A 26,674-nucleotide genomic window follows, 5' to 3' on the forward strand; every position below is an offset into this window, starting at 1 on the left:
CCCCGCCTCAGGCGGCCCGCGCGATCTCGTAGATTTCCTCGATCAGGGCGGCGCGGACCGATTGCCGGTTCCATAGCAGGCCGACGCTGCGGAAGTGCTCGTCGTCCGGCAGGGGGATCTTGCGCAGCCCGGAGTCCGGGCGCAGTTCGCCTGCGCCGTCCGGCACCAGGGACACGCCCAGTCCCTGGCCTACCAGCAGCGCGATGACCTCGATGGAAGCGGTTTCGATGCGTATCTTGGGCCGTATGCTGTGCTGGCGGAAGTAGTTGGCGGCGAGCTGCCCGCCCCACAGCTTGCGGTCATAGCAGATCAGCGGATTGGCGCGCAGCAGCTGGTGCGGGTCGGTCTCGGCGAGCGAGGCCGGCGCCAGCACCACCAGCGGCTCGTCACGCACCCGGCGCCATTCCAGGTTCTTGGGCATCTGGAACTGCGGCTGCAGTATCAGTGCCGCGTCCATCTCTCCGTCGCAGATCTTGCTGTAGAGATTGACGGAATAGCCCTTGACCAGGCTGATTTCGAGATTGGGATGCCGGTCGATGAGACGCGCCAGCAGCGTGGGCATCAGCGTGGTCATGGCCGAATCGAACGCGCCCAGGGTCAGGTGGCCGAACACCACCGGCCCCTGGGACGCGGCCTTCAGGTTGCGCACCTCTTCCATGACGTGCTTGGCCTGCGCCAGGATCTGCGCGCCTTCGACCGTGGGTTTGACGGTGCGGCCGGAACGCACCACCAGCTTGAAACCCAGTTCGTCCTCGACCTTCTTGATGCGCTGATTGACCGCCGCCGGTGTCAGGCCGTTCTTGCGCGCAACCTCGGCGATCGAACCCTGCTCGATGACCTGGATGAAATTGAGCAGGAAGGTGGTGTCCATGGGCTCCCGGGCCGGCGGGTCAGCCCATCAGGCGCGCAAGTTCCGCGCCCGGATCCTTGGCGCGCATGAAGGCTTCGCCCACCAGGAAGGCGTCGACCTTGTGCTGGCGCATCAGCTGCACGTCTTCCGGCTTGAGGATGCCGCTTTCGGTCACGACGCGCTTGCCCGCGGGAATCCGGGGCAGCAGGTCCAGGGTGTTCGACAGGCTGGTCTCGAAGGTGCGCAGGTTGCGGTTGTTGATGCCGAGCAGCGGCGTCTTCATGGTCAGCGCGACGTCCAGTTCCTTGGCGTCGTGCACTTCCACGAGCACGTCCATGCCCAGTTCCATCGCCAGCGTTTCATAGTCGCGCAGTTGCGCCGGGCTGAGCGCGGCCACGATCAGCAGCACGCAGTCCGCGCCCATGGCGCGCGCGGCGATGATCTGGTAGGGATCGATCACGAAGTCCTTGCGCAGCACCGGCAGCGAGCAGGCCGCGCGCGCCTGGCGCAGATGGTCGTGGGAGCCCTGGAAGAACTGCACGTCGGTCAGCACCGACAGGCAGGCCGCGCCGTGCACCGCATAGGTGGCGGCGATTTCCGGGGGATTGAAAGGGTCGCGCAGCACGCCCTTGGACGGCGAGGCCTTCTTGATTTCGGCGATGACGCCGGGCTTGCCTTGCGAGATCTTGTCTTCGATGGCTTGGGCAAAGCCACGCACGTCCTGCCGCGCCTGCGCTTCGCGCAGGACTTCGGCTTCGCTGCGCATCTGGCGAGCGGCGGCGACTTCCTCGGCCTTGACGGCGAGGATCTTCGCGAGAATATCGTTCATTTCAGGAATTTCCGGGTATATGCGCAGAATTCTTCCAGCTTGGCTCGCGCCGCGCCGGTGGAGATAAGTTCAAATGCTAGAGCCAATGCCTCGGGAATGGAATCGGCCTTATTGCCAGCATAAATGGCGAGTCCCGCATTGAGCGCGACGATGTCGCGGGCGGTGCCCTCGACATTTTCGAGCGCCTCGATGACAAGCTCGCGCGATTGTTCGCGATTGGACACCTTGATGCTGCGGTTGGACATCATGGATAGCCCGTAGTCCTCGGGATGGATCTCATATTCGAGGACCTTTCCGTCCTTGAGTTCCCCGACCAGGGTGGCGCCGCCCAGCGAGGCCTCGTCCATGCCGTCCTTGCCGTGCACCACCAGCACGTGGCGCGAACCCAGGCGTTCCAGCACGCGCACCTGGATGCCGACCAGGTCGGGGTGGAACACGCCCATCAACTGGTTGGCGGCGCCGGCCGGATTGGTCAGCGGGCCCAGGATGTTGAAAATGGTGCGCACGGCCAGTTCCTTGCGCACGGCGGCCACGTTCTTCATGGCGCCATGGTGGGCGGGCGCGAACATGAAGCCGATGCCGGTGGCCTGGATGCACTCGGCCACCTGTTCGGGCGTCAGCACCAGGTTGGCGCCCAGGGCTTCCAGCACGTCGGCGCTGCCGCTGGACGACGAGGCGCTGCGGTTGCCGTGCTTGGCGATCGGCACGCCGGCCGCCGCCGCCACGAACATGGCGGTGGTGGAAATGTTGAAGGTATGGCTGCCGTCGCCGCCGGTGCCGCACATGTCCAGCAGGTCGGCGGGGTTGGGCGTGACCACGGGCGTGGCGAATTCGCGCATGACCTGCGCGGCGGCGGTGATTTCGCCTATGGTCTCTTTCTTCACGCGCAGGCCCATCAGCAAGGCGCTTGCGATCTGCGGCGACATTTCGCCGCGCATCAGCATGCGCATGAGATGCAGCATTTCGTCGTGGAAGATTTCGCGGTGTTCAATGCAGCGCGTCAGCGCTTCGGCGGGGGAAATAGTCACGATGCGTCCTTCTTAGGCGAGGTTCAGGAAATTGCGGAGCAGGGCATGGCCGTGCTCGCTGAGCACCGACTCGGGATGGAACTGTACTCCGTATAGCGGCAGGGTCTTGTGGCGCACGCCCATGATGTCGCCGTCCGGCGCGGTCGCCGTCACGGCCAGGCAGTCGGGCAGGGTGGCGGGGTCTATGGTCAGCGAGTTGTAACGGATCACGGTGTACGGGGTGGGCAGACCGGTGAAGATGTCCGTGCCGGTATGCGAGATCTGCACGGTCTTGCCGTGCATGATCTGCTGCGCGCGCACGATATCGCCGCCGTAGGCCGCGCCGATGGCCTGATGGCCCAGGCACACGCCCAGGATGGGCTTCTTGCCCGCGAAGGCCTGGATCACGGGCACCGAGATGCCTGCCTCGGCCGGCGAGCAGGGGCCGGGCGACACGCAGATGCGGTCCGGGTTCATGGCGGCGATCTCTTCCAGCGTGATCTGGTCGTTGCGCGCCACGCGCACGTCTTCGCCCAGTTCACCGAAGTATTGCACCAGGTTGTAGGTGAAAGAGTCGTAGTTGTCGATCATCAACAGCATTTAATTCTCCTGTGGGGCCGCCCGGCGGCCCGGATATGTCCGGTGGGGCGGGGGCCTCAGATGGGCTCGTCCAGGCCGTGCTGCACCTGTTCGGCTGCGCGCAGCACCGCGCGGGCCTTGGCTTCGGTTTCGGCCCATTCGGCTTCGGGGTTGGAATCGGCCACGATGCCGGCGGCGGCCTGCACGTACAGCGTGCCGTCCTTGATGACGCCGGTGCGGATGGCGATGGCCACGTCCATTTCGCCGCCGTAGCTCAGGTAGCCGGCCGCGCCGCCGTAGATGCCGCGGCGCACGGGTTCCAGTTCGTCGATGATCTTCATGGCCTCGACCTTGGGAGCGCCGGTCAGGGTGCCTGCGGGGAAGGACGCGCGCAGCACGTCCATGCTGCTCATGCCCGGGTTCAGCGTGCCGGTGACGTTGGACACCAGGTGCATCACGTGCGAATAGCGTTCGATCACCATGGTGTCGCTGACCTTGACCGAGCCCACCTGGGCCACGCGGCCCACGTCGTTGCGCGCCAGGTCGATCAGCATCACGTGTTCGGCCACTTCCTTGGGATCGGCCTTCAGTTCGGCGGCCAGGGCAGCGTCCTCCTCGGGCGTGCCGCCGCGCTTGCGGGTGCCGGCCAGGGGACGGATCGTGATCTGCGACTTGGGTTCGCCGTTTTCCACCACGCGTTCCTGGCGCACCAGGATTTCCGGCGACGCGCCGACCACCTGGAAGTCGCCGAAGTTCCAGAAGTACATGTAGGGGGAGGGATTGAGCGACCGCAGGGCGCGGTAGAGGGAGAGGGGGGAATCGCGGAAGGGCTTGGCGATGACCTGGCCAATCTGCACTTGCATCAGGTCGCCGGCGGCGATGTGTTCCTTGGCGCGGTGCACGGCCGCCAGATAGTCTTCCTTCTTGAAGTCGCGCCGCTCTTCGGTCTGCATGCTGGCGTGGCTGTAGGGAATTTCCACCGGGCGTCGCAGTCGGGCGCGCAGGTCGTGCAGGCGCTGCTGGGCGCGGCTGTAGGCCTCGGGCTGGCCCGGGTCCGCGTAGACCATCAGGTAGATGCGGCCGGCCAGGTTGTCGACGATGACCAGCTCGTCCACGTGCATCAGCATCAGGTCGGGCGTGCCGCCTTCCATGCCGGCGGGGAACGGCTTGACCGCCGGGCCCAGGCAGGGCTCGATGTGGCGCACGGTGTCGTAGCCGAAGTAGCCCGCCAGGCCGCCGCAGAAGCGCGGCATGCCGGGACGCAGGGCGACCTTGAAGCGGCTCTGGTATTGCTCGATGAAGGCCAGCGGATCGCCGTCATGGGTTTCGGCGACCTTGCCGTCGTGCAGCACCTCGGTGCGGGTGCCGCTGGCGCGGATCACCGTGCGGGCCGGCAGGCCGATGAAGGAATAACGGCCGAAGCGTTCGCCGCCCACCACCGACTCCATCAGGCAGGTCATGCGCCCGCCCTGGGGGCCGGCGTGCGCCAGCTTCAGGTAGATGCCCAGCGGGGTGTCCAGGTCGGCATAGGTTTCGGCGACCAGCGGGATGCGGTTGTAGCCTTGTGCGGCGAGGGCCTTGAATTCGATTTCGGTCATGTCGGGTCTCGTGAGCGATTTATCTGCTATCGGACCAGGCGCGCAACAAAAAAGCCCGGTCCAGGTTACTGGTTCCGGGCTTGGTTCTGTGTTTACACAGCTACGGCACTAGGCGGCATACGCGTCCAGGGCCGGGAGGGATCATCGCCACCCGGAAGACAAACGCCACCAGCGCCACGAGGCGCCGAGCATTTGGTTCTGGATGGAAACGTTCATTGAGCTTTGTTCAGTATTGAATTCGCGGTGAGCCGCCGTTGTTCAGGAGCCTGTTTTTGCCGCGTTCTGGTTTTGATTCCAGAGCGCGACCCACTGGGCGGCGGCGACTAGCGTGTCAACTATACCATCGACATCCAGCTCGCGCACGTCCCGGCCTTCGTTGTAACCGTAAGGCACGACCAGGACCTGGGTGCCGGCGCTGCGGCCCGCCTGCGCGTCATTGACGGAATCGCCGATGGTCACGGCTTCGTGCGGAGCGACGCCGAGCAGGTCGCAGGCATGCACCACCTGATCCGGATCGGGCTTGCGGCGCTCGCAGGTGTCGCCGCAGACCACGGCATCGAAAAAGCCCGCCAGGCCCGTGCGTTGCAGCAGCGGCAGGGTGAATTCGGTGGGCTTGTTGGTGACGACGGCCAGCTTCAGCCCTTGCTCGCGCATGAGCTTCAGGCCGTCGATGACGCCAGGGTAGATCTGCGCTTTTTCGCCATTGGACAGGTGGTAATGGCGATAGAAGGCGGCGCGGGCGACATCGAACTCGGCGGCGGTGGGGTCGGCCGCGTCCAGGCTGCCGGCCAGGCTGCGGCGCACCAGGTTGTCCACGCCCTTGCCCACGAAGGTGGCCACCACGTCTTTGCGCAGCGGCGACATGCCCAGCTCCACGCGCATGGCGTTGGCGGCGAAGGCCAGGTCGGGAATCGAATCCAGCAGGGTGCCGTCCAGGTCCAGCAGCGCGGCGCGAAAAGCGGTCATGTCGGTTCCCGGAGCTTAGATGGCGGTGGTTTCGCCGATGGCGATCTGTTCGCGCATGGACTTGATAATGCCGGCATAGTCCGGCTTGCCGAAGATGGCGGAGCCGGCCACGAAGGTATCGGCGCCGGCGCGGCGGATTTCAGCGATGTTGTCGATCTTCACGCCGCCGTCGACCTGCAGCACGATTTCCTGGCCGCCGGCCTGCGTCCAGGCGTCGATGCGCGCGCGCGCCTCGCGCAGCTTGGTCAGCGCGCCGGGGATGAAGCTCTGGCCGCCGAAGCCCGGATTCACCGACATGATCAGGATCAGGTCGATCTTGTCCATCACGTAGTCCAGGTAGGACAGCGGGGTGGCGGGGTTGAACACCAGGCCGGCCTTACAGCCGTTTTCGCGGATCAGCGACAGCGTGCGGTCCACGTGGCGGCTGGCGTCCGGGTGGAAGCTGATGTAGTCGGCGCCGGCCTTGGCGAACATCGGCACCAGGTCGTCCACCGGTTCCACCATCAGGTGCACGTCGATCGGCACCTGGACGTGGGGGCGGATGGCCGCGCACACCATCGGGCCGATGGTCAGATTGGGGACATAGTGGTTGTCCATCACGTCCACGTGGATCCAGTCGGCGCCGGCGGCGACGACGTTGCGGACTTCCTCGCCCAGGCGGGCGAAGTCGGCCGACAGGATGCTGGGGGTGATGCGGGTGGAAGCCTGTTGGGTAGACATGATGTTCGGGATCGGGGAGGGCATAATGTGCCATTATTGCAGTTTGAGGCGCGGTACCGGGAATGGCCCGGCCCGGCGGGTCCGGGAACCGCGTCTTTTCCAGCGTCCGGCGCCGTACCACGGCCGCCCGCCAGCACCACACAGGGAAGGACTGTGAAACCTTACGACCTGAGCGTCTCTGTCTCTCCGCGCTTCGTGCCTGAACAGTCCGATCCTGGCGAACAGCAGTTCGTGTTCGCCTATACCGTCCGCATCACCAATACCGGCGAGCATCCCGCCCAGGTGATCAGCCGCCACTGGATCATCACCGATGGCAACCAGCGCGTGCAGGAAGTGCGCGGGCTGGGCATCGTGGGCCAGCAGCCCTTGCTCGCGCCCGGCGAAACCTTCGAGTACACCAGCGGCTGTCCCCTGCCCACGCCGGTGGGCACGATGCGCGGCACCTACCACTGCGTCGGCGAGAACGGCATACCGTTCGAAGTGCCGATCTCCGAATTCGTCCTGGCCATGCCGCGTACCCTGCATTGAATGGCCCGGCCATCCGTCGCACGTTTTTTCATTTGCTCATGAAGCGCATTCTCAGTCTGTCCGTGCTGTCCGTATTGCTGGCGGCATGTTCCACCCCCTCTGACATTCCTCCCGACTCCGGTTCGGCCGGCATCCCCGGCCCGTCCGCGCCCGCGGCCGACGGCCCGCTGGTGGTGCCGTCGCTGGCGTCCTTGCCCGATACTCCGCCGCGCGCGCTGGCTGGCAAGTACAAGGCGGCCAACTGGGCCGAGATGCCCGGCTGGACCAACGATGACCTGTCGCGCTTCTGGCCTCTGTTCCTGCGCAATTGCCGCGGCCTGATGCGGCCGACCAGCGGCAACCTGGCCGCGCCCGCGCGCGCCACGCCGCGGGCCTGGCAGCCGGTCTGCGCGGCCGCCGCGGATCCGTCCCGCGCGCCTGCCGCGGGCGATGGCGAGGGCGTGCGCCGCTTCCTGCAGACCTATCTGCAGCCCTGGCGTCTGATCGCCGCCGACGGCAAGCCGGCCACCAACACCGTGACAGGCTATTACGAGCCCCTGGTGCGCGGCTCGCGCCGCCAGGGCGGCAGCCATCAGTGGCCGCTGTACACCGTGCCCGCGGACCTGCTGACCATCGACCTGGGCTCGATCTATCCGGAACTGGCGGGCAAGCGCGTGCGCGGCAAGCTGGACGGCAAGCGGGTGGTGCCTTATGACTCGCGCGCCGCCATCGAGTCCTCCGGCCGCCGTCCGCCTGTGCTGGTGTGGGTGGATGACCCCGTCGACAACTTCTTCCTGCAGGTGCAGGGCTCGGGCCGCGTGCAGCTGACCGACGGTCCCGATTCCGGCAAGACCATCCGCGTGGCCTATGCCGACCACAACGGCCAGCCTTACGCCTCCATCGGCCGCTGGCTGATCGACCGCGGCGAGTTGTCGGCCGACCAGGCTTCCATGCAGAACATCCGCGCCTGGGCCCAGCGCAATCCCAAGCGCGTGCCGGAAATGCTCAACGCCAACCCGGCGGTGGTGTTCTTCCGCGAAGAGGCGGTGGTCGATCCGGAACAAGGTCCCAAGGGCGCCTACGCGGTGCCGCTGGCCCCCATGCGTTCGATCGCGGTCGACGCGGGTTTCGTGCCGCTGGGCACGCCGGTGTTCCTGGCCACGACCTATCCGGCGTCCGACCGGCCGCTGCAGCGCCTGGTGCTGGCCCAGGACACGGGCACGGCCATCCGCGGCGCCGCGCGCGCCGACTTCTATTGGGGCTACGGCGACGACGCCGGCCAGCAGGCCGGCCGCATGAAGCAACGCGGCCAGATGTGGGTGCTGTGGCCGAAACAGGCTGGGGAGCCGAGCGCAAGATGAGCCATCAGATCGTCGTTTGCGGGGCCGGCATCGTCGGCCTGTCCACTGCCCTGGCGCTGGCCCGCCGCGGCCAGCGCGTGGCCGTGCTGGCGCCGCGCGCCAGCGTGCCGCCGGCCGATCCCGACCGCTACCACCCGCGCGTCTACGCCATTTCGCCCGCCAGCCAGCGTTTCCTGGCCGAGCTCGGCGTGTGGGACGCCATGCCCGCGTCCCGGCTGACGCCGGTCAACGCCATGGAAATCCACGGCGACGCCGACGGCCAGGTGAACCTGAGCGCCTGGCAGGCGGCGCTGCCGCAGCTGGCCTGGATCGTCGAGTCCGGCGAAATCGAGCGCGTGCTGATCCAGGCGGTCCGCATGTTCGGCATCCCGTGGCTGGAGGACCGCTGCACGGGTTACCGCGACGGCGCCATCGACACCGAAAGCGGCGCGCGCATCGAGGCCGAGCTGTTCGTGGGCGCCGATGGCGCGGCGTCGCCGCTGCGCGAGGCCGCCGGCCTGAAGCATGAATCCGTGTCCTACGACGACACGGGCCTGGTGGTGCACCTGGACGCTGAGCGTCCGCACCAGGGCACCGCTTTCCAGTGGTTCCGAGACGACGGCGTGCTGGCCCTGCTGCCGCTGCCCGATACCTCTGCCGGTCCGCAGGTTTCCATGGTCTGGTCCATGCGCACCGAGCTGGCCCAGGCACTGCTGGCCCTGCCGCCCGAGGAGCAGGCCGCTCGCCTCGAAACCCTGCTGGCCGACGCCGCCGAAGGCCGCCTGGGCGCGCTGAAGGTCCGCAGCAAGCTGCATGGCTTTCCCTTGACGCTGGAGCGCGCCCAGATGGTTGCGCCGGGTATCGCGCTGGCGGGCGACGCGGCCCACCGCCTGCACCCGCTGGCGGGCCAGGGGCTGAACCTGGGCCTGGGCGACGTCGAGGCGCTGGCCCGCGTGGTCGCGGGCCGCGAAGCCTATCGCTCGGCGGGCGACCTGCGCGTGCTGCACCGCTACCAGCGCGCGCGCGCCGAGCCGGTGCTGGCTATGCGCCTGGCCACTGACGGCTTGCACAAGCTGTTCGCGTCGCGGGCGACGCCGCTGGTCTGGCTGCGCAATGCCGGCATGCACTGGGTAGAGCGGGCGCCTTTGATCAAGCGCCGCCTGATAACCGGGGCCTCGGCCAACTAGGGCCGGATCCGTCCCGCGGAACCTCGCCCGCGGGCGGATTGTCTGATCCTTAGGGGGCGCCTGCCCGCAGACCGGATTCGCCCAGGCGCGGATCGGTTACCCTTTCCGCACAAGAACACGATAGATGAGTACAGGAGTACCGATGAATTTCCGCATATCCGCCACCTTGGCGGCTTGTTTCCTGGCCGCGGGCCTGGGCATGTCCGCCGGCGCGGCGGCCCAGGGCGACAAGTCTGTCTCCACCCAGTCCGTGGGGCAGCCCGCCAAGGGCGACAAGAGCTACTCCACCACCCAGGTGGCGCCGGCCGATCCCGTGGCGGACGCGGTCAAGGAGCGTTTCCGCCAGCGTTTCGACGGCATGGACGTCACGGCCGTGCGCCGCACGCCCTACGGCCTGTTCGAAGTGCAGCTGGGCATGGACCTCATCTACACGGATGAAAAAGTGACCTGGGTCATGGAAGGTCCGCTGATCGACGCCATGACGCGTCGCGACGTCACCCGCGAAACGCAGGAACGCCTGAGCGCCGTGTCGTTCGACCAGTTGCCGCTGGATCTCGCCATCAAGCAGGTCAAGGGCGACGGTTCGCGCAAGGTCGCTATCTTCGAAGACCCCAACTGCGGCTACTGCAAGCAATTGCGCAAGACGCTGGAAAACGTCGACAACATCACCGTCTACACCTTCCTCTATCCCATCCTGTCGCCCGATTCCAAGGACAAGGTGCGCGATGTGTGGTGCTCGAAGGACCCGGGCGCCACCTGGGATGACTGGATGCTGCGCGGCAAGAAGCCCGCCACCGCCAATTGCGACGTGCCCGAGGACAAGCTGCTGGCCTTGGGCCAGAAGCTGATGGTGCGCGGCACGCCGACCACGTTCTTTGCAGACGGCTCGCGCGTCAGCGGCGCCTTGCCGCTGGAGCAATTCAAAGCCCGTTTGAACTGACCGGCGCGCGGCGCCGGCCGGGAGGCTGGCGCCACAGGCGCCAAGCCCCCGGAGACAGCTTTTGAAAATCGCAATACTCGACGATTACCACGACGTAGCCAAGCGCTATGCGGATTGGACCTCGCTGGGCGGTGACGCCGAGGTGCAGATCTTCAATAACTTCATTCCCGAAGAACAGGTCGAGCCCACGCTTGAACCCTACGACGTGATTGTCGCCATGCGCGAGCGCACGCCGTTCCCCGCGGAGCGGATCCGCGCCCTGCCGAACCTGCGCCTGCTGGTCACCACCGGCATGCGCAACAACGCCATCGACATGCGGGCCTGCGCCGAGCAGGGCATCATCGTCTGCGGCGCGCCCGGCAGCGCCGACGCCAACACCGCCACGGCCGAACTGGCCTGGGCGCACATCCTGGGCCTGTTCAAGCACCTGCCGGCCGAAGACGCGGCCATGCGCCGCGGCATGTGGCAGACGGCCATGCCTGAACCATTGGCAGGCAAGCGCCTGGGCGTGCTGGGCCTGGGCAAGCTGGGCGCGGCGGTCGCCAAGGCAGGCCTGGCCTTCGGCATGGACGTGGTGGCCTGGAGCCCCAACCTGACCGACGAGCGCGCCGAGGCGGCGGGCGTGAAGCGGGTGGACAAGCACGAACTCTTCGCCACGTCCGACGTGGTCAGCCTGCATCTGATCCTGTCCGAGCGCAGCCGCCATGTGGTCGACGCGGCCGCGCTGGCCGCGATGAAACCGACCGCGTACCTGGTCAACACTTCGCGCGCCGGCCTGGTGGACCAGGAAGCCTTGATGGACGCGCTGGTGAAGTTCCGCATCGCCGGCGCCGGCCTGGACGTCTATCCCGAAGAGCCGCTGTCGCCCACGGATTCCGTGCGGGACCTGGACAACGTGATCCTGACGCCGCACCTGGGCTACGTCAGCCGCGAGAACTTCGAAGCCTTCTATCAGAATGCGCTGGAAGCGGTGAAGGCGTGGAAAGCCGGCAAGCCCATCCGCGTGCTGAACGCGTAGGCGTAGCGCCTGCAAATGAAAAAGGCTGCGCAGGGCAGCCTTTTTCATTTCTGCGCGCAGTTTTCAGCTGCGCGTGAACGTCACCTTCTTTTCGACAATGGCGCCGGGCTCCAGCGCTTGCGGCGTATCGCCACAGGCTTCGCCAGCATCTTCCTGCGGATCCTCGGCGTCGAACGCCGTGTCGCCATTGGCGTCCGGCTGGCCAGTAGGCTTCAAACCCACGAAGTCGAACAGGTCGCGGTCCATCAAGTGCGAAGGCACCACGCGCGACAGCGCGTTGAACACGTTCCACGAGCGGCCCGGATGCTGCTTGTCCCATTCCTTGATCATGCGGCCCACTTCCTTGCGCTTCAGGTTCTCTTGCGAACCGCAGAGATTGCAGGGAATGATGGGGAACTGCTTGAGCTCCGCGTAGGCGATCAGGTCGGTTTCCGGCACATAGGCCAGGGGGCGGATCACCGTGTGGCGGCCGTCGTCGGACACCAGCTTGGGCGGCATGCCCTTGGCCTTGCCGCCGTAGAACAGGTTCAGGAAGAACGTGCCCAGGATGTCGTCGCGGTGATGGCCCAGCGCGATCTTGGTCGCGCCCAGTTCAGAGGCGACGCGGTACAGGATGCCGCGACGCAGGCGCGAACAGAGCGAGCACATGGTCTTGCCCTCTTCCAGCACGCGCGTGACGATGGAATACGTATCCTGCGTCTCGATGTGGAAGGGCACGCCCAGTTCCGTCAGGTACTGCGGCAGGATGTGGTCGGGAAAGCCTGGCTGCTTCTGGTCCAGGTTGACCGCGATCAGCTCGAACTTGAAGGGGGCGCGCTTCTGCAGCTGCAGCAGGATGTCCAGGAGCGCGTAGGAATCCTTGCCGCCCGACAGGCAGACCATGACGCGGTCGCCTGCTTCGATCATGTTGTAGTCGGACAGGGCGCGCGTGGTTTCGCGGGCCAGGCGCTTGGTCAGCTTGTTGCCTTCGTGGCGGGCCTTTTCTTCGGCCTCGGTGCGAAAGCGCACCTCAGGGGTAGCGATATCGTTCATGGTCAACGCGTGATCTGGATTTCCACGCCTACCGCCGCGCAGTCGGAAAAGGCCATGGGCTTGCTGATGCGCAGGCGCAGCGTGCGGATTTCCTGGAAGTCGGCCAGCAGGCGCGCCGCGACCTGCTCCGACAGGGTTTCGATCAGGTTCACGTGCGCCTGCGTGCATTCTTCCACGATGGCCTCGCGCAGCCGGCGGTAGTCCAGCACGCTGTGGATGTCGTGGTCGTCGACCGAGCGCTGGATGTCCACGTCGAAGTCGGCGTCGACATGCAGGGGCTGGGTGGCGCGGCGCTCGTGCTCGAGGATGCCGATGCGGGCGTCGAGCGCAAGCCCGGAAAGAATGATGCGGCGTGTAGGCATGATGAAAACCTGGGTGGGGTAGCCCGGAATTGTAAGGCGACAGCGGAACGGGGGCGGCGCGCTGGCTACAATCCGGCCATGTCCGGGCGTCCGTGAGGCGCCGGCGCAGTCAATAAGGGGTGAAATGCAACAGATGCACGATTCGGTCATTGTAGGCGGCGGCCCGGCCGGCGCTTCCTGCGCCCTGTGGTTGGCGCGCCTGGGCCTGTCCCCGCTATTGGTCGAGGCTGGCCCCCGGCTGGGCGGGTTGGGCAATGACAATCCCTTCGCCGACGACTGGATCGCCGTGCTGCCGGGCGTGACCGGACAGCAGGTGGCCGCCAACATCGACGCCAGCGTGCGCGCGGCCGGCGTGCCGCTGCGCCTGGAAACCCGCGTAACCGGGGTGCGTCCCTGCAAAGGCGGCATCGAGGCGACGCTGGCAGACGCAGACGGCGCCGAATCCCTGGTGCGCGGGCGCACCCTGGTGATCGCCTCGGGCGTGCGCGCCAAGGGGCTGCCGGACCACCCGCCGGGCGCATCCTGGCCCGGCGTGCTGATCGGCCCGGGCTCGCCCATCGTGGCGCAGGACTATTCGGGCCTGTCGGTGGCGGTGCTGGGCGGGGGCGACAACGCCTTCGAAAACTACGTTTACGTGCGCAACCGCGGCGCCCGCAGCGTGCATCTCTATGCCCGCAGCGTCCGCGCCCAACAGCAATGGGTGACGCGCGCCGGCCGCGAAGGCGTGCATATCGGCCCATACAAGGTGGACCCCGCCACCCGCAGCGTGGACGGCAAGCAGTACGACCTGATCCTGGTCTTCTACGGCTGGGAGCCTCAGGCCGGCTTTGCCGACAGCCTGCACCTGGCCCGCGACGAGCGCGGCTACATCCGCACGGACTTCGCCACCGCCGAGACCAGCGTGCCCGACATCTACGCCGTGGGCGAGGTGGCGCACCGCATGCATCCCTGCGTGGTGACCTCCATGGCCGACGGCGTGGTCGCGGCCAAGGCCATCCAGCGCCGTTGGGAGCGCGGCGCGGACTAGCTATTCAGCCTTCGAGCAGGAACTCCAGCACCGCGGCCTCGAAGGCCTGGGGCAGTTCGATGTTCGCCAAATGCACGGCCGGCAGCGTCAGCAGCCTGGCGCCGGGGATGGTTGCGGCGATCTGCTCGCCGTGGCTGGCCGCGGTGACCGTGTCGTGCTGGCCGGCGATGACCAGCGTCGGATTGGGGATCAGCGCCATGGTGCGGCGCAGGTCGAAGTCCCGCACCGCGGCGAATGCGCCCGCCAGGCCATGCTTGTCGGTGTCCAGCAGCATGGCGCGGAACGGTTCGACGGCGGGATTGCTCTGCTGCAGCCAGGCCGCGGGAAACCAGTTCTTCAGGAAGGTCTCGGCCGTTTCCGACATGTTCTCTGCCTGTAGCGTGGCGGCGATGCGCTCGTCCCATTGCGGCGCCGGTCCCAGATAAGCCGAGGTATTGCTGAGGACCAGGCGGTCGATGCGCTGCGGCGCGTGCACGCCCAGCCATAGTCCGACGATGCCGCCCAGCGACAAGCCCAGGAAATGCGCGTGCTCGACGCCCAGCCCGTCCATCAGCTCCAGCACGTCGCGGCCCAGGCGGTCCAGAGAGTAGGGGCCTTGCGGCACGCTGGACGCGCCATGGCCGCGGTAGTCGTAGCGCAGCACGCGGAAGTGGCGGGTCAGCGCGGGAATCTGCGCGTCCCACATGTGCAGGGTGGTGCCGATGGAGTTCGCCAGCACCAGGGTGGGCAGGTCCGCGCGGCCATCGTAGCGGTAGGCGATGCGGGCGCCGTCGCCGGCGGTGTAGTGGGAGATGTCTTGCATGATGATTCGCCTCTGGGTGATGGGTGTGAGGCAAATCGTAGTTGCGCGTCGTTAAAGAAAAAATTACAAAGTTCGCACAATCATTGTCGGAAAAACAGACATGAGCGAATTCACGCTGCACGATCTTCAATGCTTCGACGCGGTGGCGCGCGACGGCGGCTTCCAGGCGGCCGCGGCAACGCTGCACCGCTCGCACCCGGCGGTGTTCGCCGCCGTGGCCAAGCTGGAGCGGCAGCTGGGTCTGGCCTTGCTGGACCGCAGCGGCTACCGCGTGAGCCTGACGGCCGCGGGGCAGTCGTTCCATGCGCGCGCGCAATCGCTGCTGCGCGAGCTGACCGCCTTGCGCGCGCACGCCGAGCAACTGGCCATGGGCGAGGAAACCGAACTGCGCATCGTGATCGGCGACTTCTGTCCGCGCCCTTATGTGCTGGGTCTCTTGAGCCGCTTTTTCGCCGACTGTCAGGCCACGCGCCTGGACCTGCACTTCGAGGCCGTGTCCGGGCCGCTGGAACGCCTTTACGACGGCGAGGCCGACCTCATCCTGCATCGCGTCGACAAGAACGATGCCCGCATTGAATGGGTCGACCTGGCCAAGGTGCCTTTCGTGCCCGTGGTGGCGCCCGGCTTTCTGCGTGAGCCCGTGCCGCGTGCTATCAAGCCCGCGCTGATGCGCGACTACACGCAATGCGTCATGCGCGACACCGCCAGGCATACGCCGCCGCAGGATTACTTCACCGTGGAAGGCGCGCGCCAGTGCACGGTGGCGGACCAGCTGATGAAGAAGGAAATCATCCTGCAAGGCATGGGCTGGGGCCACATGCCGCGCTTTCTCGTCGATGAGGAACTGCGCGACGGTCGCCTGATCTCGATTGCCAACCGCCATCTGCCGGGCAGCGTCGAAGAACTGGTCGCGGCGCGGCGCACGGACCGCGCGCAGGGCCCGGTCTCGAACCGCTTGTGGCGCTACCTGCAGAATGCCGCGCCAGCCTTGCGCCGCGCCTTGGCAGCGAGCCGCAGCCGCTAAGGGAAAATACGCATGGCATAGCGCCACACGCTTCTTCAGAATGCCTTCCAGACGCACGTTCGTCTTCAAATTTTCGCCGACTGCCAGTGTTGCCAGTCAGGCGTAGGGCAAAAAGGCCCGAGCCGGAATTTCCGGCTCGGGCCTTTTCGTTTTCCGTTTGTCCATCGCTTTTCTTCGAATGGCGTTTCGCTGCGCCGTGGGCGCAGCTTTGCCTGAAGAAACGTGGCAGGCAGCGGGCGGACGGCAGTCGTCGTGATGTGGTGGGCAAAGGCGCCTGCCCAATCCCGGGCAGTTCAGGGCTTGCGTGCAAGCCCCAGCCGGAGGCTTGCCTTCAGAAACGCACAGGAGCGCAACGATGAGCGTATACAACCGCCGCCGCTTTCTGCAGCACAGCGGCTCCATGGTCCTACTGAGCGCCGCGTCGGGGATGGCAGCCTTGCCCCGCCAGGCCTATGCCCAAGACACAGTCAAACTGGGCCTGCTGCACTCGCTGTCCGGCACCATCGCCATCGCCGAGGCGTCGTTGGTGGACGCGGAGAAGCTGGCGATCGAAGAGATCAACGCCTCGGGCGGCGTGATGGGGCGCAAGATCGAGCCCGTGGTAGAAGACGGCGCGAGCGAGAATGCCGTGTTTGCCGAGAAGGCGCGCAAGCTGCTCGACCGCGACAAGGTGGCCGCCATCGTGGGCTGCTATACCTCGGCTTCGCGCAAGGCGCTGTTGCCGGTGCTCGCGCGCAGCAAAGGCTTGCTCTACTACCCCACCTATTACGAAGGCCAGGAACAGGACGCGCGGGTGTTCTATCCGTCGCAGGAAGCCACGCAGTCCGTGATCGCGGCGGTGGAGTGGATGGCGCGGGAGAAGGGCAAGACCTTTTTCCTGGTCGGCTCCGACTACATCTATCCGCGCACCTGCAACAAGATCGCCAAGCCGGCCATCGCCCGCATGAATGCCAAGGTGGTGGGCGAGGAGTACGCGCCGCTGGGCCACACCGAGTTCTCTTCCATCATCAACAAGATCAAGGCCGCCAAGCCCGAGTGCATCTACAGCACCGTGGTGGGCGGCTCGAACGTGGCGTTCTACAAGCAGCTGCGCGCGGCCGGCCTGGACGGCACGCGCGTCGTGCTGCTGTCCACCGTGGTGTCCGAAAACGAGATCGAAGGCATCGGCAAGGACAACGCGGCGGGCTACTACGCCTGCATGGGTTACTTCCAGAGCCTGCAGAATCCGGCCAACGAAAAATTCGTCAAGGCCTTCAAGGCCAAGTACGGCCAGGACCGCGTAATCGGCGACCCGATGGAGGTTGCCTACAACAGCGTGTACCTGTGGAAGCTCGGCGTGGAGAAGGCCGGTTCGTTCGATCCCGACAAGGTGATCGCGGCGTCCGCCGGGCTGACGCTCCAGGCGCCGGAGGGGACCGTGCGCGTGCACGAGACCAACCATCACGTCTGGAAGAAGGTTCGGGTGGGTAAGGCGAGGCCGGACGGGCAGTTCGACATCGTCTGGGAATCGGCCGACCTGATCGAGCCCAATCCCTTCCCGAAGCTGTAGCCCGCGCTTGCGGGACGCGCGCAAGCCCTTGGCCGGCGGCCTTGCCGCCGGCGCAGCCAGGAACGTGACCATGAATATCGACATCGCGGCAATGCAGCTATTCAACGGGATCAGCCTGTTCAGCATCCTTCTGCTGATGGCGATCGGCCTGGCCGTTGTGTTCGGCCTGATGGGCGTCATCAACATGGCGCACGGCGAGCTGATGGCCATGGGCGCCTACACGACCTATCTGGTCTCGGTGGCGTTCCAGCATTGGGCACCAGGCTGGATGGGCGTCTACCTGTTCGCGGCGATTCCGTTGGCGTTTCTGGTCACCTTCGCATTCGGCTATGTGCTGGAGCGCGGCTTCATCCGCTGGTTCTACAACCGTCCGCTGGACACGCTGCTGGCGACCTGGGGCCTGAGCCTGATCCTGCAGCAGGCCTATCGCTCGCTGTTCGGCGCGCAGGAGGTCAGCGTGCCGCTGGCCTCCTGGCTCAGCGGCGCGTGGGAGCCCACGCCCGACCTGCAGTTCCCGCTGAATCGCATCTTCATCCTGGGCCTGACGCTGCTGGTGGCGGTGGGCGTGTATCTGCTGCTTTACCGCAGCGCTTGGGGACTGCGCGTGCGCGCCGTCACCCAGAATCGCGCGATGGCGGGCGCCGTCGGCATCAACACGCGGCGCGTGGATGCGCTGACCTTCGCGCTGGGCTCCGGCCTGGCGGGCATCGCGGGCTGCGTCTTCACCATGATCGGATCGACCAACCCCGGCACGGGCCAGCTCTACATCGTGGATTCATTCATCGTTGTGGTGTTCGGCGGCGTGCAGAGCTTGCTGGGGACGGCGTTCTCCGGCCTTGCGATCGCACAGTCGCAGACCACGCTGGAGTACCTGATGAGCGGTTCGATGGCCAAGGTCACGATCCTCGTCCTGGTGATCCTGGTCCTCTATTTCCGCCCGAACGGGCTGTTCGCCAACAAGACTCGGGGGTGATGCGATGAAGACCCTGCACCGGAAAACCGAAGAGATCGCGATCCTGCTGGTCGCGGCGCTGATCCTGGCCGTCCTGCCCCTGTCGCTGGATCCGTTCCGGCTGAACCTGGTCGGCAAGTACATGGCGTTCGCCTTCGTGGCGATAGGCATCGTGCTGACCTGGGGCTATAGCGGCGTGCTGAGCCTGGGGCAAGGCATTTTCTTTGGGCTGGGCGGGTACATGATGGCCATGTTCCTGAAGCTGGAGGCGTCCGCGCCGGAGCTGCCCGACTTCATGGTGTGGAGCAGCGTGGAGAGCCTGCCTGTCTGGTGGCAACCGTTCCACTCGCTGACTTTGACGCTGCTGCTGATCGTGGTCCTGCCGGGACTGGCCGCGTACCTGTTTTCGTTGGCGATCTTCCGCAAGCGGGTCAGCGGCGTGTATTTCGCCATCGTGACCCTGGCCCTGGCGATGACGCTGACCGTGCTCATCATCGGCCAGCAGGGGGACACGGGCGGCGCCAACGGCATTACCGACTTCCGCACGCTGCTGGGCTGGGACATCGTCGGCGACGAAGGCAAGCAGGCGCTGTACTTCATCGAAGCCGGCGCACTGGTCGTGGCGATGCTGGCGGCGCTGGCCATCGTGCGCAGCCGGCTGGGCAAGATCCTGATCGCCATCCGAGACCGCGAAGATCGCGTGCGGTTCTCGGGTTACGACACCGCGCACGTAAAGGCCTGCATCTTTTGCGTGGCGGCGGTCCTGTCCTCCATCGGCGGCGCGTTCTTCACCCTGCAGGTAGGCCTGATCTCTCCGGGCGCCATTGGCGTGGTGGCGTCGATCGAGATGGTGATCTATGCGGCCGTCGGCGGCCGGCTGTCGATTCCCGGGGCCGTGGTCGGGGCCTTGCTGATCGGCTTTCTCAAGTCCTACCTGTCAGAGACGTTTCCGGAAGTCTGGCTGTATTTCCTGGGGGCCATCTTCATCGCGGTCGTCGTGGTCATGCCCAACGGCCTGGCCGGCGTGTTCGGCCAGATTCAGGCGCGCCGCGCCGCGGGGAGCACGCGATGAGTGCCACCCTGGACCTGCAGGAGCCCGCCAGCATGGAAATGAGCAGCGACCGCCCGGCGCCCGGCGCCATCCTGAGCGTCGAGGACCTGACGGTCTCGTTCGATGGCTTTCGCGCAGTGGACGGCCTGAGCCTGCGCGTGGCGCAGGATGAGCTGCGCGTCATCATCGGCCCGAATGGCGCGGGCAAGACCACGCTGCTGGACATCATCTGCGGCAAGACCCGGCCATCGGCGGGCCGCGTTATGTTCCAGGGCCGCGATCTGGTGCGCATGGCGGAATTCGATATCGTGCGGGCCGGCGTCGGGCGCAAGTTCCAGACGCCGTCGGTTTATGAAGACCTGACGGTGCTGGAGAACTTCGAGATCTCGCTGCCGAACGCGCACGGGGTGGTCCGCTCGCTGCGGTTCCGGCGCACGGCGGAAATCCGCGAGCGCATCCAGGACATGGCCGCGCAGGTTTTCCTGCAGGACCGCCTGGCGGAGAAGGCTGGCCGCCTGAGCCATGGACAGAAGCAATGGCTGGAGATCGGCATGCTGCTGATGCAGAACCCGCAGCTGCTGTTGCTGGATGAACCCGTGGCCGGCATGAGTCCGCGCGAACGCGAACAGACGGCCGAGCTCCTGGCGCGCATCTCGCGCGGCAAGTCGATGGTGGTCATCGAGCACGACATGGATTTCGTCAAGCGCATCGCGCACAAGGTCACGGTGTTGCACCAGGGACGTTTGCTGAGCGAAGGCACGGTGGGCGAAGTGCAGGCCGACCCGCGTGTGCTGGACGTGTACCTGGGCCATTGAGAGGAGGACGCGCCATGTTCCGGATCGACAGGTTGAACGTGAGTTACGGCGAATCGCACGTCGTCCACGATGTGTGCTTCGAAGTTGCGCCCCGGGAATCCGTGGCCATCATGGGCCGCAATGGCATGGGCAAGACCACCTTGCTCAAGGCGCTGATCGGCATGCTGCGGTCGGGCTCGGGCAGCATCCGGCTGGACGGCGTGGAGCTGGCCGGCATGGAGAGCTACCAGCGCGTGCGCAACGGGTTGGCCTTCGTGCCGCAAGGCAGGATGATCTTTCCCTTCCTGACCGTGGAGCAGAACATCCTGACCGGCGCGGAGCGCAGCGGCCTGAAGGCCGTGCCGGAATACCTGTACCGCTTTTTCCCGGTGCTGCACGAGATGCGCCGGCGCAAGGGCGGCAACCTGTCCGGCGGGCAGCAGCAGCAACTGGCGATCGCCCGCGCGCTGATTTCCGATCCGCGCGTGCTGATCCTGGACGAGCCCACCGAAGGCATCCAGCCCTCCATCATCAAGGACATCGCACGGATCCTGAACGCGCTGCGCGAGGAGCGCGGCTTCGCCATCGTCGTGTCGGAACAGATGCTGAGCTTCGCGCTGGACCTGGCCGACCGCTTCCTGGTGATAGACCGGGGCCGCATCGTGCACGAGGCCTGCCGCGAGAGCCTGGACCAGGACAAAGTCAGATCTTTCCTGACGGTATGACCGTCAACCACCGAGGAGCATTGTCATGAGACACGGAGATATCTCCAGCAGCAACGATTGCGTGGGCGTGGCCGTCGTGAACTACAAGATGCCGCGGCTGCATACCCGCGCGGAGGTGATGGAGAACGCCCGCAAGATCGCCGACATGGTCGTGGGCATGAAGCGCGGCCTGCCCGGCATGGACCTGGTCATCTTCCCCGAGTACTCCACCCACGGCATCATGTACGACGCCAAGGAAATGTACGAAACCGCTTCGGCCATTCCGGGCGAAGAGACCGCTGTGTTCGCCGACGCCTGCCGCAAGGCCAACGTATGGGGCGTGTTTTCGCTGACGGGCGAGCGCCACGAAGAGCACCCGAACAAGGCGCCGTACAACACGCTCATCCTGATGAACAACAAGGGCGAGATCGTGCAGAAGTACCGCAAGATCATGCCCTGGGTGCCGATCGAAGGCTGGTATCCGGGCGATTGCACCTATGTGTCGGAAGGCCCCAAGGGACTGAAGATCAGCCTCATCATCTGCGACGACGGCAATTACCCCGAGATCTGGCGCGATTGCGCCATGCGCGGCGCCGAGCTGATCGTGCGTTGCCAGGGATACATGTACCCGGCCAAGGACCAGCAGGTCATGGTGTCCAAGGCCATGGCGTGGATGAACAACGTCTACGTGGCGGTGGCCAATGCCGCGGGCTTCGACGGCGTGTATTCCTACTTCGGCCATTCGGCCATCATCGGCTTCGACGGCCGCACGCTGGGCGAATGCGGTGAAGAAGACATGGGCGTGCAGTACGCCGAGCTCTCCACCAGCCTGATCCGCGACGCGCGCAAGAACATGCAGTCGCAGAACCACTTGTTCAAGCTGGTGCACCGCGGCTACACCGGCAAGATCAATTCCGGCGAAGAGGCCACCGGCGTCGCGGCATGCCCGTACAACTTCTACGCCAACTGGATCAACGATCCGGAGGGCACGCGCAAGATGGTCGAATCCTTCACGCGGTCCACCGTGGGTACGCCGGAGTGCCCCATGGACGGCATCCCCAACGAGGACGCCAAGCACCGCTAGGCGTGCCTGCCGACCATCCGGTCCGTCCGGCCCGCCGCGCCGGACGGACGATTCCCGAGGACATGAATCGTGCCGTCTCCGCTCGAAACCTACCGGATTGCGCAAGAACCCTTCTACCGTCCCTCCGGGCGGGAAACCGCGCTGTACGAACATGCGTACGCGCACCGGCTGCCCATGATCCTGAAGGGCCCCACCGGTTGCGGCAAGACGCGCTTCGTGGAGTACATGGCCTGGAAGCTGGGACGCCCGCTGGTCACGCTGGCGTGCAACGAGGACATGACGGCTTCCGACTTGGTGGGCCGCTACCTGCTGGACGCTGACGGCACCGCATGGCACGACGGCCCGCTGACGCAGGCCGTGCGCCATGGCGGCATCTGCTACCTGGACGAGATCGTCGAAGCGCGCCAGGACACTACGGTGGTCATCCATCCGCTGACCGACGCGAGGCGCATCCTGCCCCTGGACAAGAAGGGCGAGGTGGTGCGGGCCCATCCCGACTTCCAACTGGTGGTGTCCTACAACCCCGGCTACCAGAGCAGCGCCAAGGATCTCAAGCCCTCTACCCGGCAGCGCTTCGTGGCGCTGGATTTCGACTATCCGGAGCCCGGGCGCGAAGCGGAGATCGTGGCGCACGAGGCCGGCATAGACACCGGCTTGGCGCAGCGACTGGTGCGCATCGCGCACAGTTCGCGCGAACTCAAGCGCCATGGGTTGGACGAGGGCGTGTCCACCCGTATGCTGATCTACGCGGGCATCCTCATCCGCGACGGCGTCAGTCCTGCCGAAAGTTGCGACATGACCATGACCCGCGCGCTGACCGACGACCCCGACATGGCCGCGGCGCTGCGGGCGCTGGTCGACGCGAACCTGGAATGAACATGCGAGCCGTCCTGTCCGCGGGGGAAGGGGCTGGCGCCGGCGCAGGCCTGGCCGGGACGCTGGATGACAAGCTGCGCCGGCTGGCTGCGCGCAGCGGCGAGGACCAGGCGGTCCAAGCGCGGCGCTGGATCGACGCGCTGCACGGCGAAGACCCCGATTGCGCCGCCGCGGTGGCAGAGCGGTTCGACCAGTTGATGGCGAAGTTGACGGCCGGCGGGCTGGGGCGCTGGATGCTGGCGGGCCTGCGGCGCTACGAGCGCCAGCCCGGTCCTCTGCGCGCATATTTCCAACTGCGCGACGCCTACGCCCGCGAGGCCTTGAACGGCGAAGCAGGCGCGCCGGAACTGGAAGCCGCGCAGGCCAGGCTGGCGTGGCTCTTGTGCGGCCTGTCGGGCAGGGGCATGACGGTCGAAGCCTTGCGGCGTCCGGCGCTGGATGGCCCGCCGTCGCGCCCCATCCTCGCGCCCTCGCACCTGCTGGTGCCGGACAGCTACACCGTGCTGGACGGCGCCGACCGCTGGGCGCTGTACCGCGCGGCGGTGGCGCATGCGGCCGCCCATCTGCGTTACTCGCCAGTGGCGCAGCCGGTACTGAGCCTCAAGCCCATGGGCGTGGCGGTGGTATCCGCCATCGAGGATGCGCGGGTGGAGCGGCTGCTGGCGGCCGACTATCCCGGCGTGCGGCGCTGGTTCCTGTCCTTCGTGCCGCCGCCGCCCGATCCGGCGGACTTGGGATTCGCGGCCCTGATCCAGCGCATGAGCCGGCTGTTGATGGATCCGTCGCTGCACGACGACAACCATTGGGTGAACAAGGCGCGCACGTTATTCGAGGCGCAGGCCGCCGACCTGCGTGACACGGCGGCCTTCCGTCGCCTGGCGTCGGTGCTGGCGAATGACCTGGGCCAGATGCGGGTGCGCTTCAATCCACAGCAGTACGCCGTACCCGTGCCCTACCGCGACGACAACGCCTATCTGTGGGACTACGGCGACGCGGCAGAGCCGCCGCCTGAGCTGACCCTGGGGTCGCAGGGTGTGGCGCCCGAGCGGCGCGACGCCGCGCCGCAAGGCCAGGAGCAGCCCGCGCGAGCGGCCAGCGAAACGGAACTGGGACGCTACCGTTATCCCGAATGGGACTACAAGCTGGACCGAAGCCGGCCGGACTGGTGCACCGTGATCGAGAAGCTGCCGGGTTGGACCGGCATGCCGCCGCCCGCGCTCGCCGGACCCGCGCAGCGCCTGGCCCTGCCGCAGTCGCGCCGCCTGAGCCGCGCGCGCCGTCTGAGGCGCCAATGGGAGGGCGATGACATCGACCTGAACGCCGCGATCGAGGTCCTGATCGACCGGCGCCTGGACCTGGCGCCCGACGCCCGCTTCTTCATGCGCCCGGGCAGCCAGCCCTGCGCCAGCAGCACGCTGGTGCTGCTGGACCTGTCGGCCTCGGCCAACGACCTGGCGTCCGACGCAGGGGCGACAGTGCTGGAATTGGAGAAGCGGGCGGCGATGCTGCTGGCGCAGGCCACATCAGGCGAAGGCGACCTGATCGCCGTGCACGGCTTTTGTTCGGACACGCGGGCGGCGGTGTACTACTACCGCCTGCTTGAATCCGGCGCCCCGGTCGCGGCGGCGTTGGGCCGCATAGGCGGCGCCCAGGCCCGTTATTCAACGCGCCTGGGCGCGGCGCTGCGGCATGCCGGCGCGCTGGCGCTGCAGGCGCCGGGAGAGCGGCGCGCCATCATCGTCGTCACCGACGGCGAACCCTCCGATGTCGATGTGCACGACCCGCGCTATTTGGTGGACGATGCGCGCGAGGCGGTGCTGGAACTGCGCGGGCGAGGCGTCAGCGTGCATTGCGTCGCGTTGGACGCGCAGGCCGAACCGCAGTTGCGCGCGATGTTCGGCTTTCGCGGTTACCGGATCGTGACGAACCCGGCGGCATTGCCGCAGGCGCTGGTTCGCGCCTATGCCAGGACCGCGCCATGACCACCCCAGGAATCCACGTGTTGACGGCGGCTGCGGCTGTGCTGAAACTGATGAACTCGACAAAGGATGGATGTCCGCGCCAGCGGGCCTCCCGATCATGGCAAACAAAGATCCTATCCGCGTAGGCGTGCTGTTTTCCGAAACAGGTGCCACATCGACCATAGGCCGGTCCCAGCTGCATGGCACCTTGCTGGCCATCGACGAGATCAACGAGGCGGGCGGGGTCGACGGCCGCGAGATCGTGCCGGTGCGCTACGACCCGAGATCGGACCCCGCCACCTACAGCGTGCTGGCTGAAAGACTCATCACGCAAGACCGCGTCAACGTCATATTCGGCTGCTACATGTCCAGCAGCCGCAAGGCCGTGCTGCCGGTGGTCGAGAAATGGAACCGCCTGCTGTTCTACCCGACGCTGTACGAAGGGTTCGAGTTTTCGAACAACATCATCTACACCGGCGCCGCGCCCAACCAGAACAGCGTGCAACTGGCCGAATTCATGACCGCCAACTTCGGCGCGCGGGTCTACCTGATTGGTTCGGACTACATCTATCCCTACGAGTCCAACCGCATCATGGGCGAACTCGTGCTGCAGCGGCAGGACAGCGCCAAGCTGGGCGAACGCTATGTGCCTTTGACCGCGACGGAACGCGACTACCGGGAGATCCTGGACGACATCCGCAACAAGCGTCCGGACTTCATTTTCTCCACGGTGGTGGGCAATTCCACGGCCTGCCTGTACCGCGCCTACGCGGACGCGGGCTTCGATCCGAAGACCATGCCCATCGCCAGCCTGACGACCTCCGAAGCGGAGATCTCCCAGATGGAGCCCGAGGTCGCCGCCGGCCACTTCACTTCCGCGCCGTATTTCCAATCCATCGATTCCGACATCAACCGGCGCTGCCTGGAACGATTGCGGCGGCGCTTCGGGCATGACTGCGTGCCCAATCTCTGCTGGGAAGCGGCGTACTTCCAGATGCACATCTTCGCCAACGCTTTCCGCGACACCGGCACCGACGAGATCGCGCAGATCCTGCCGCGCGTGCTGCAAAGCGAATTCCAGGCGCCCCAGGGCCGCGTGCGCATCGACCCCACCAACCACCACACCTGCCTGTATCCGCGCGTCGGCCGGGTCAACGGCAAGGGCCAGTTCACCATCGTGCGCGAGGCCACGCGGCCCGTGCATCCCGATCCGTACCTGGTCACCCATTCGTTGGGCGACTGGACGGCCACCCTGAGTTCGCTGGATATCTGATGGGCGATACCGCCAGCCGCCAGCGCGCGGAGCGCGCGACGCCATCCCTGCTCAAGGACCTGCGTACGCTGCGGATCGCCGTCTATCATCCCGACGACGCCGACGGCCGCCAACTGACGCAGCAGCTGCAACGGATCGGCTGTCAGGTGCAGACCTTCTGGCCTCCGGCGCCCACGTTGCCCGAAGGGCTGGACGCGGTGTTCCTGGCCGTGCGGCCAGATGTGATCGACCTGGGCTTCGAATGGGCCAAGAGCGAAGACGCGCCCATGGTCATCGCCATCGTCACCTACGAGAATCCGACCATCGTCGAGGCCGTGCTGCGCATCGGCGCGAAAGCAGTGCTGCCTTCGCCCGTGCGCTCGTTCGGCCTGTTGTCTTCATTGGTGGTGGCGCGCCAGGTCTACGACGACATCAAGTCGCATGCCCGGCGCCTGCGCAAGCTGGAGGGAAAACTCCTGGGCGTGCGCCGCATCGCGGAAGCCAAGAGCATCCTCATGCGCACGCGCAACGTCACCGAGGACCAGGCCTACGACCTGATCCGCGAGCAGGCCATGAACAAGCGCGTCACCACCGAAGAGATCGCGGGCGCCATCGTCAACGCCAACGAAATCCTTTCGCTGGGCAAGTAGGGCGCGCCGCGCA

General features: G+C 66.4%; 27 protein-coding genes. 17 read left to right on the forward strand and 10 right to left on the reverse strand.

From position 1 onward, the window contains the following. Positions 1 to 7 precede the first annotated feature (7 nt). From AC1RHV_RS14535 to rpe, 7 genes are all read right to left on the reverse strand, one after another. Positions 8 to 871 carry a LysR family transcriptional regulator gene (locus AC1RHV_RS14535; RefSeq protein ID WP_054455250.1) on the reverse strand — a complete coding sequence of 288 codons (864 nt, stop codon included), beginning with the start codon at positions 869 to 871 and terminating at the stop codon, positions 8 to 10. Between the two features lie 19 nt (positions 872 to 890). Continuing rightward, complete coding sequence (trpC, locus tag AC1RHV_RS14540) at positions 891 to 1,679, reverse strand: indole-3-glycerol phosphate synthase TrpC (RefSeq protein ID WP_054455247.1); 789 nt, start codon at positions 1,677 to 1,679, stop codon at positions 891 to 893. Beyond that, on the reverse strand, positions 1,676 to 2,707 hold the full coding sequence (trpD, locus tag AC1RHV_RS14545) for an anthranilate phosphoribosyltransferase (protein WP_054455246.1): 1,032 nt from the start codon (positions 2,705 to 2,707) through the stop codon (positions 1,676 to 1,678). Before trpD ends, trpC begins: the two co-directional genes overlap by 4 nt. A 12-nt stretch (positions 2,708 to 2,719) precedes the next feature. Then, positions 2,720 to 3,286 (reverse strand): aminodeoxychorismate/anthranilate synthase component II, encoded by a 567-nt coding sequence (locus AC1RHV_RS14550; protein WP_054455244.1) that lies wholly within the window; start codon positions 3,284 to 3,286, stop codon positions 2,720 to 2,722. A 56-nt stretch (positions 3,287 to 3,342) separates the two neighbouring features. Beyond that, positions 3,343 to 4,863, reverse strand: a complete 1,521-nt coding sequence (trpE, locus tag AC1RHV_RS14555; protein WP_054455241.1) for an anthranilate synthase component I — start codon at positions 4,861 to 4,863, stop codon at positions 3,343 to 3,345. A 258-nt stretch (positions 4,864 to 5,121) separates the two neighbouring features. Then, positions 5,122 to 5,829 (reverse strand): phosphoglycolate phosphatase, encoded by a 708-nt coding sequence (locus AC1RHV_RS14560; protein ID WP_492301167.1) that lies wholly within the window; start codon positions 5,827 to 5,829, stop codon positions 5,122 to 5,124. A 15-nt stretch (positions 5,830 to 5,844) separates the two neighbouring features. Continuing rightward, positions 5,845 to 6,573 carry a ribulose-phosphate 3-epimerase gene (gene rpe / locus AC1RHV_RS14565; RefSeq protein ID WP_054455236.1) on the reverse strand — a complete coding sequence of 243 codons (729 nt, stop codon included), beginning with the start codon at positions 6,571 to 6,573 and terminating at the stop codon, positions 5,845 to 5,847. Positions 6,574 to 6,702: 129 nt separating this feature from the next. On the opposite strand from rpe, the gene apaG reads away from it, so the two are divergent. From apaG to AC1RHV_RS14590, 5 genes are all read left to right on the forward strand, one after another. Continuing rightward, positions 6,703 to 7,077 (forward strand): Co2+/Mg2+ efflux protein ApaG, encoded by a 375-nt coding sequence (gene apaG, locus AC1RHV_RS14570; protein ID WP_039882644.1) that lies wholly within the window; start codon positions 6,703 to 6,705, stop codon positions 7,075 to 7,077. A gap of 38 nt (positions 7,078 to 7,115) precedes the next feature. Then, on the forward strand, positions 7,116 to 8,417 hold the full coding sequence (gene mltA, locus AC1RHV_RS14575) for a murein transglycosylase A (protein ID WP_492301168.1): 1,302 nt from the start codon (positions 7,116 to 7,118) through the stop codon (positions 8,415 to 8,417). Next, positions 8,414 to 9,583: a UbiH/UbiF family hydroxylase gene (locus AC1RHV_RS14580; protein ID WP_054455232.1), complete on the forward strand. Its 1,170-nt coding sequence runs from the start codon at positions 8,414 to 8,416 to the stop codon at positions 9,581 to 9,583. The genes mltA and AC1RHV_RS14580 overlap by 4 nt, the downstream gene beginning before the upstream one ends. A gap of 142 nt (positions 9,584 to 9,725) precedes the next feature. Further along, positions 9,726 to 10,523 carry a DsbC family protein gene (locus AC1RHV_RS14585; RefSeq protein ID WP_125473353.1) on the forward strand — a complete coding sequence of 266 codons (798 nt, stop codon included), beginning with the start codon at positions 9,726 to 9,728 and terminating at the stop codon, positions 10,521 to 10,523. A 61-nt stretch (positions 10,524 to 10,584) separates the two neighbouring features. Beyond that, on the forward strand, positions 10,585 to 11,541 hold the full coding sequence (locus AC1RHV_RS14590) for a D-2-hydroxyacid dehydrogenase family protein (protein WP_175180403.1): 957 nt from the start codon (positions 10,585 to 10,587) through the stop codon (positions 11,539 to 11,541). 63 nt (positions 11,542 to 11,604) lie between these two features. Here the strand turns inward: AC1RHV_RS14590 and ttcA are convergent, their stop codons facing one another. Continuing rightward, a complete protein-coding gene (gene ttcA / locus AC1RHV_RS14595; RefSeq protein ID WP_054455226.1) occupies positions 11,605 to 12,573 on the reverse strand; it encodes a tRNA 2-thiocytidine(32) synthetase TtcA in 969 nt (322 codons plus the stop codon). Between the two features lie 2 nt (positions 12,574 to 12,575). Further along, complete coding sequence (folB, locus tag AC1RHV_RS14600; RefSeq protein WP_492301170.1) at positions 12,576 to 12,935, reverse strand: dihydroneopterin aldolase; 360 nt, start codon at positions 12,933 to 12,935, stop codon at positions 12,576 to 12,578. A gap of 124 nt (positions 12,936 to 13,059) precedes the next feature. On the opposite strand from folB, the gene AC1RHV_RS14605 reads away from it, so the two are divergent. Further along, entirely contained in the window at positions 13,060 to 13,962 is a 903-nt protein-coding gene (locus AC1RHV_RS14605) for an NAD(P)/FAD-dependent oxidoreductase (RefSeq protein WP_054455224.1), read from the forward strand. 4 nt (positions 13,963 to 13,966) lie between these two features. Here the strand turns inward: AC1RHV_RS14605 and pcaD are convergent, their stop codons facing one another. Beyond that, complete coding sequence (gene pcaD / locus AC1RHV_RS14610) at positions 13,967 to 14,764, reverse strand: 3-oxoadipate enol-lactonase (protein ID WP_054455222.1); 798 nt, start codon at positions 14,762 to 14,764, stop codon at positions 13,967 to 13,969. A 100-nt stretch (positions 14,765 to 14,864) separates the two neighbouring features. Between pcaD and AC1RHV_RS14615 the strand changes: the two genes are divergently transcribed. The 11 genes from AC1RHV_RS14615 (at position 14,865) to AC1RHV_RS14665 (ending at position 26,661) form a co-directional block, all read left to right on the forward strand. Further along, positions 14,865 to 15,788, forward strand: coding sequence for a LysR family transcriptional regulator (locus AC1RHV_RS14615; protein ID WP_125473357.1), 924 nt, complete (start codon positions 14,865 to 14,867; stop codon positions 15,786 to 15,788). Between the two features lie 355 nt (positions 15,789 to 16,143). Further along, complete coding sequence (gene urtA / locus AC1RHV_RS14620) at positions 16,144 to 17,337, forward strand: urea ABC transporter substrate-binding protein (RefSeq protein ID WP_175161221.1); 1,194 nt, start codon at positions 16,144 to 16,146, stop codon at positions 17,335 to 17,337. Positions 17,338 to 17,407: 70 nt separating this feature from the next. Further along, positions 17,408 to 18,310 (forward strand): urea ABC transporter permease subunit UrtB, encoded by a 903-nt coding sequence (gene urtB, locus AC1RHV_RS14625; RefSeq protein WP_492301173.1) that lies wholly within the window; start codon positions 17,408 to 17,410, stop codon positions 18,308 to 18,310. Positions 18,311 to 18,314: 4 nt separating this feature from the next. After that, complete coding sequence (gene urtC, locus AC1RHV_RS14630; RefSeq protein WP_054455214.1) at positions 18,315 to 19,361, forward strand: urea ABC transporter permease subunit UrtC; 1,047 nt, start codon at positions 18,315 to 18,317, stop codon at positions 19,359 to 19,361. Positions 19,362 to 19,393: 32 nt separating this feature from the next. Continuing rightward, positions 19,394 to 20,155, forward strand: a complete 762-nt coding sequence (gene urtD / locus AC1RHV_RS14635) for an urea ABC transporter ATP-binding protein UrtD (RefSeq protein WP_082401110.1) — start codon at positions 19,394 to 19,396, stop codon at positions 20,153 to 20,155. Between the two features lie 14 nt (positions 20,156 to 20,169). Next, positions 20,170 to 20,859, forward strand: coding sequence for an urea ABC transporter ATP-binding subunit UrtE (gene urtE / locus AC1RHV_RS14640; RefSeq protein WP_054455212.1), 690 nt, complete (start codon positions 20,170 to 20,172; stop codon positions 20,857 to 20,859). Positions 20,860 to 20,884: 25 nt separating this feature from the next. Further along, positions 20,885 to 21,922, forward strand: a complete 1,038-nt coding sequence (locus tag AC1RHV_RS14645) for an aliphatic amidase (RefSeq protein ID WP_054455211.1) — start codon at positions 20,885 to 20,887, stop codon at positions 21,920 to 21,922. A gap of 69 nt (positions 21,923 to 21,991) precedes the next feature. After that, positions 21,992 to 22,798, forward strand: coding sequence for a CbbQ/NirQ/NorQ/GpvN family protein (locus tag AC1RHV_RS14650; protein ID WP_054455209.1), 807 nt, complete (start codon positions 21,992 to 21,994; stop codon positions 22,796 to 22,798). A gap of 2 nt (positions 22,799 to 22,800) precedes the next feature. Then, positions 22,801 to 24,780, forward strand: coding sequence for a nitric oxide reductase activation protein NorD (locus AC1RHV_RS14655; protein ID WP_492301175.1), 1,980 nt, complete (start codon positions 22,801 to 22,803; stop codon positions 24,778 to 24,780). Positions 24,781 to 24,877: 97 nt separating this feature from the next. Then, positions 24,878 to 26,032, forward strand: a complete 1,155-nt coding sequence (locus tag AC1RHV_RS14660) for a transporter substrate-binding domain-containing protein (protein WP_054455892.1) — start codon at positions 24,878 to 24,880, stop codon at positions 26,030 to 26,032. Continuing rightward, on the forward strand, positions 26,032 to 26,661 hold the full coding sequence (locus tag AC1RHV_RS14665) for an ANTAR domain-containing response regulator (RefSeq protein WP_054455204.1): 630 nt from the start codon (positions 26,032 to 26,034) through the stop codon (positions 26,659 to 26,661). Before AC1RHV_RS14660 ends, AC1RHV_RS14665 begins: the two co-directional genes overlap by 1 nt. Positions 26,662 to 26,674: the final 13 nt, after the last annotated feature.

Source organism: Achromobacter sp. GW823-FHT04E03, from assembly GCF_058796095.1.

Excerpts from the sequence above, each read along its gene's own strand:
- AC1RHV_RS14535 (WP_054455250.1), bottom strand. The coding sequence starts at position 871 with ATGGACACCACCTTCCTGCTCAATTTCATCCAGGTCATCGAGCAGGGT.
- trpC (WP_054455247.1), bottom strand. The coding sequence starts at position 1,679 with ATGAACGATATTCTCGCGAAGATCCTCGCCGTCAAGGCCGAGGAAGTC.
- AC1RHV_RS14550 (WP_054455244.1), bottom strand. The coding sequence starts at position 3,286 with ATGCTGTTGATGATCGACAACTACGACTCTTTCACCTACAACCTGGTG.
- trpE (WP_054455241.1), bottom strand. The coding sequence starts at position 4,863 with ATGACCGAAATCGAATTCAAGGCCCTCGCCGCACAAGGCTACAACCGC.
- AC1RHV_RS14560 (WP_492301167.1), bottom strand. The coding sequence starts at position 5,829 with ATGACCGCTTTTCGCGCCGCGCTGCTGGACCTGGACGGCACCCTGCTG.
- rpe (WP_054455236.1), bottom strand. The coding sequence starts at position 6,573 with ATGCCCTCCCCGATCCCGAACATCATGTCTACCCAACAGGCTTCCACC.
- mltA (WP_492301168.1), top strand. The coding sequence starts at position 7,116 with ATGAAGCGCATTCTCAGTCTGTCCGTGCTGTCCGTATTGCTGGCGGCA.
- AC1RHV_RS14580 (WP_054455232.1), top strand. The coding sequence starts at position 8,414 with ATGAGCCATCAGATCGTCGTTTGCGGGGCCGGCATCGTCGGCCTGTCC.
- AC1RHV_RS14585 (WP_125473353.1), top strand. The coding sequence starts at position 9,726 with ATGAATTTCCGCATATCCGCCACCTTGGCGGCTTGTTTCCTGGCCGCG.
- ttcA (WP_054455226.1), bottom strand. The coding sequence starts at position 12,573 with ATGAACGATATCGCTACCCCTGAGGTGCGCTTTCGCACCGAGGCCGAA.
- folB (WP_492301170.1), bottom strand. The coding sequence starts at position 12,935 with ATGCCTACACGCCGCATCATTCTTTCCGGGCTTGCGCTCGACGCCCGC.
- AC1RHV_RS14605 (WP_054455224.1), top strand. The coding sequence starts at position 13,060 with ATGCAACAGATGCACGATTCGGTCATTGTAGGCGGCGGCCCGGCCGGC.
- pcaD (WP_054455222.1), bottom strand. The coding sequence starts at position 14,764 with ATGCAAGACATCTCCCACTACACCGCCGGCGACGGCGCCCGCATCGCC.
- AC1RHV_RS14615 (WP_125473357.1), top strand. The coding sequence starts at position 14,865 with ATGAGCGAATTCACGCTGCACGATCTTCAATGCTTCGACGCGGTGGCG.
- urtA (WP_175161221.1), top strand. The coding sequence starts at position 16,144 with ATGAGCGTATACAACCGCCGCCGCTTTCTGCAGCACAGCGGCTCCATG.
- urtB (WP_492301173.1), top strand. The coding sequence starts at position 17,408 with ATGAATATCGACATCGCGGCAATGCAGCTATTCAACGGGATCAGCCTG.
- urtC (WP_054455214.1), top strand. The coding sequence starts at position 18,315 with ATGAAGACCCTGCACCGGAAAACCGAAGAGATCGCGATCCTGCTGGTC.
- urtD (WP_082401110.1), top strand. The coding sequence starts at position 19,394 with ATGGAAATGAGCAGCGACCGCCCGGCGCCCGGCGCCATCCTGAGCGTC.
- urtE (WP_054455212.1), top strand. The coding sequence starts at position 20,170 with ATGTTCCGGATCGACAGGTTGAACGTGAGTTACGGCGAATCGCACGTC.
- AC1RHV_RS14645 (WP_054455211.1), top strand. The coding sequence starts at position 20,885 with ATGAGACACGGAGATATCTCCAGCAGCAACGATTGCGTGGGCGTGGCC.
- AC1RHV_RS14655 (WP_492301175.1), top strand. The coding sequence starts at position 22,801 with ATGCGAGCCGTCCTGTCCGCGGGGGAAGGGGCTGGCGCCGGCGCAGGC.
- AC1RHV_RS14660 (WP_054455892.1), top strand. The coding sequence starts at position 24,878 with ATGGCAAACAAAGATCCTATCCGCGTAGGCGTGCTGTTTTCCGAAACA.
- AC1RHV_RS14665 (WP_054455204.1), top strand. The coding sequence starts at position 26,032 with ATGGGCGATACCGCCAGCCGCCAGCGCGCGGAGCGCGCGACGCCATCC.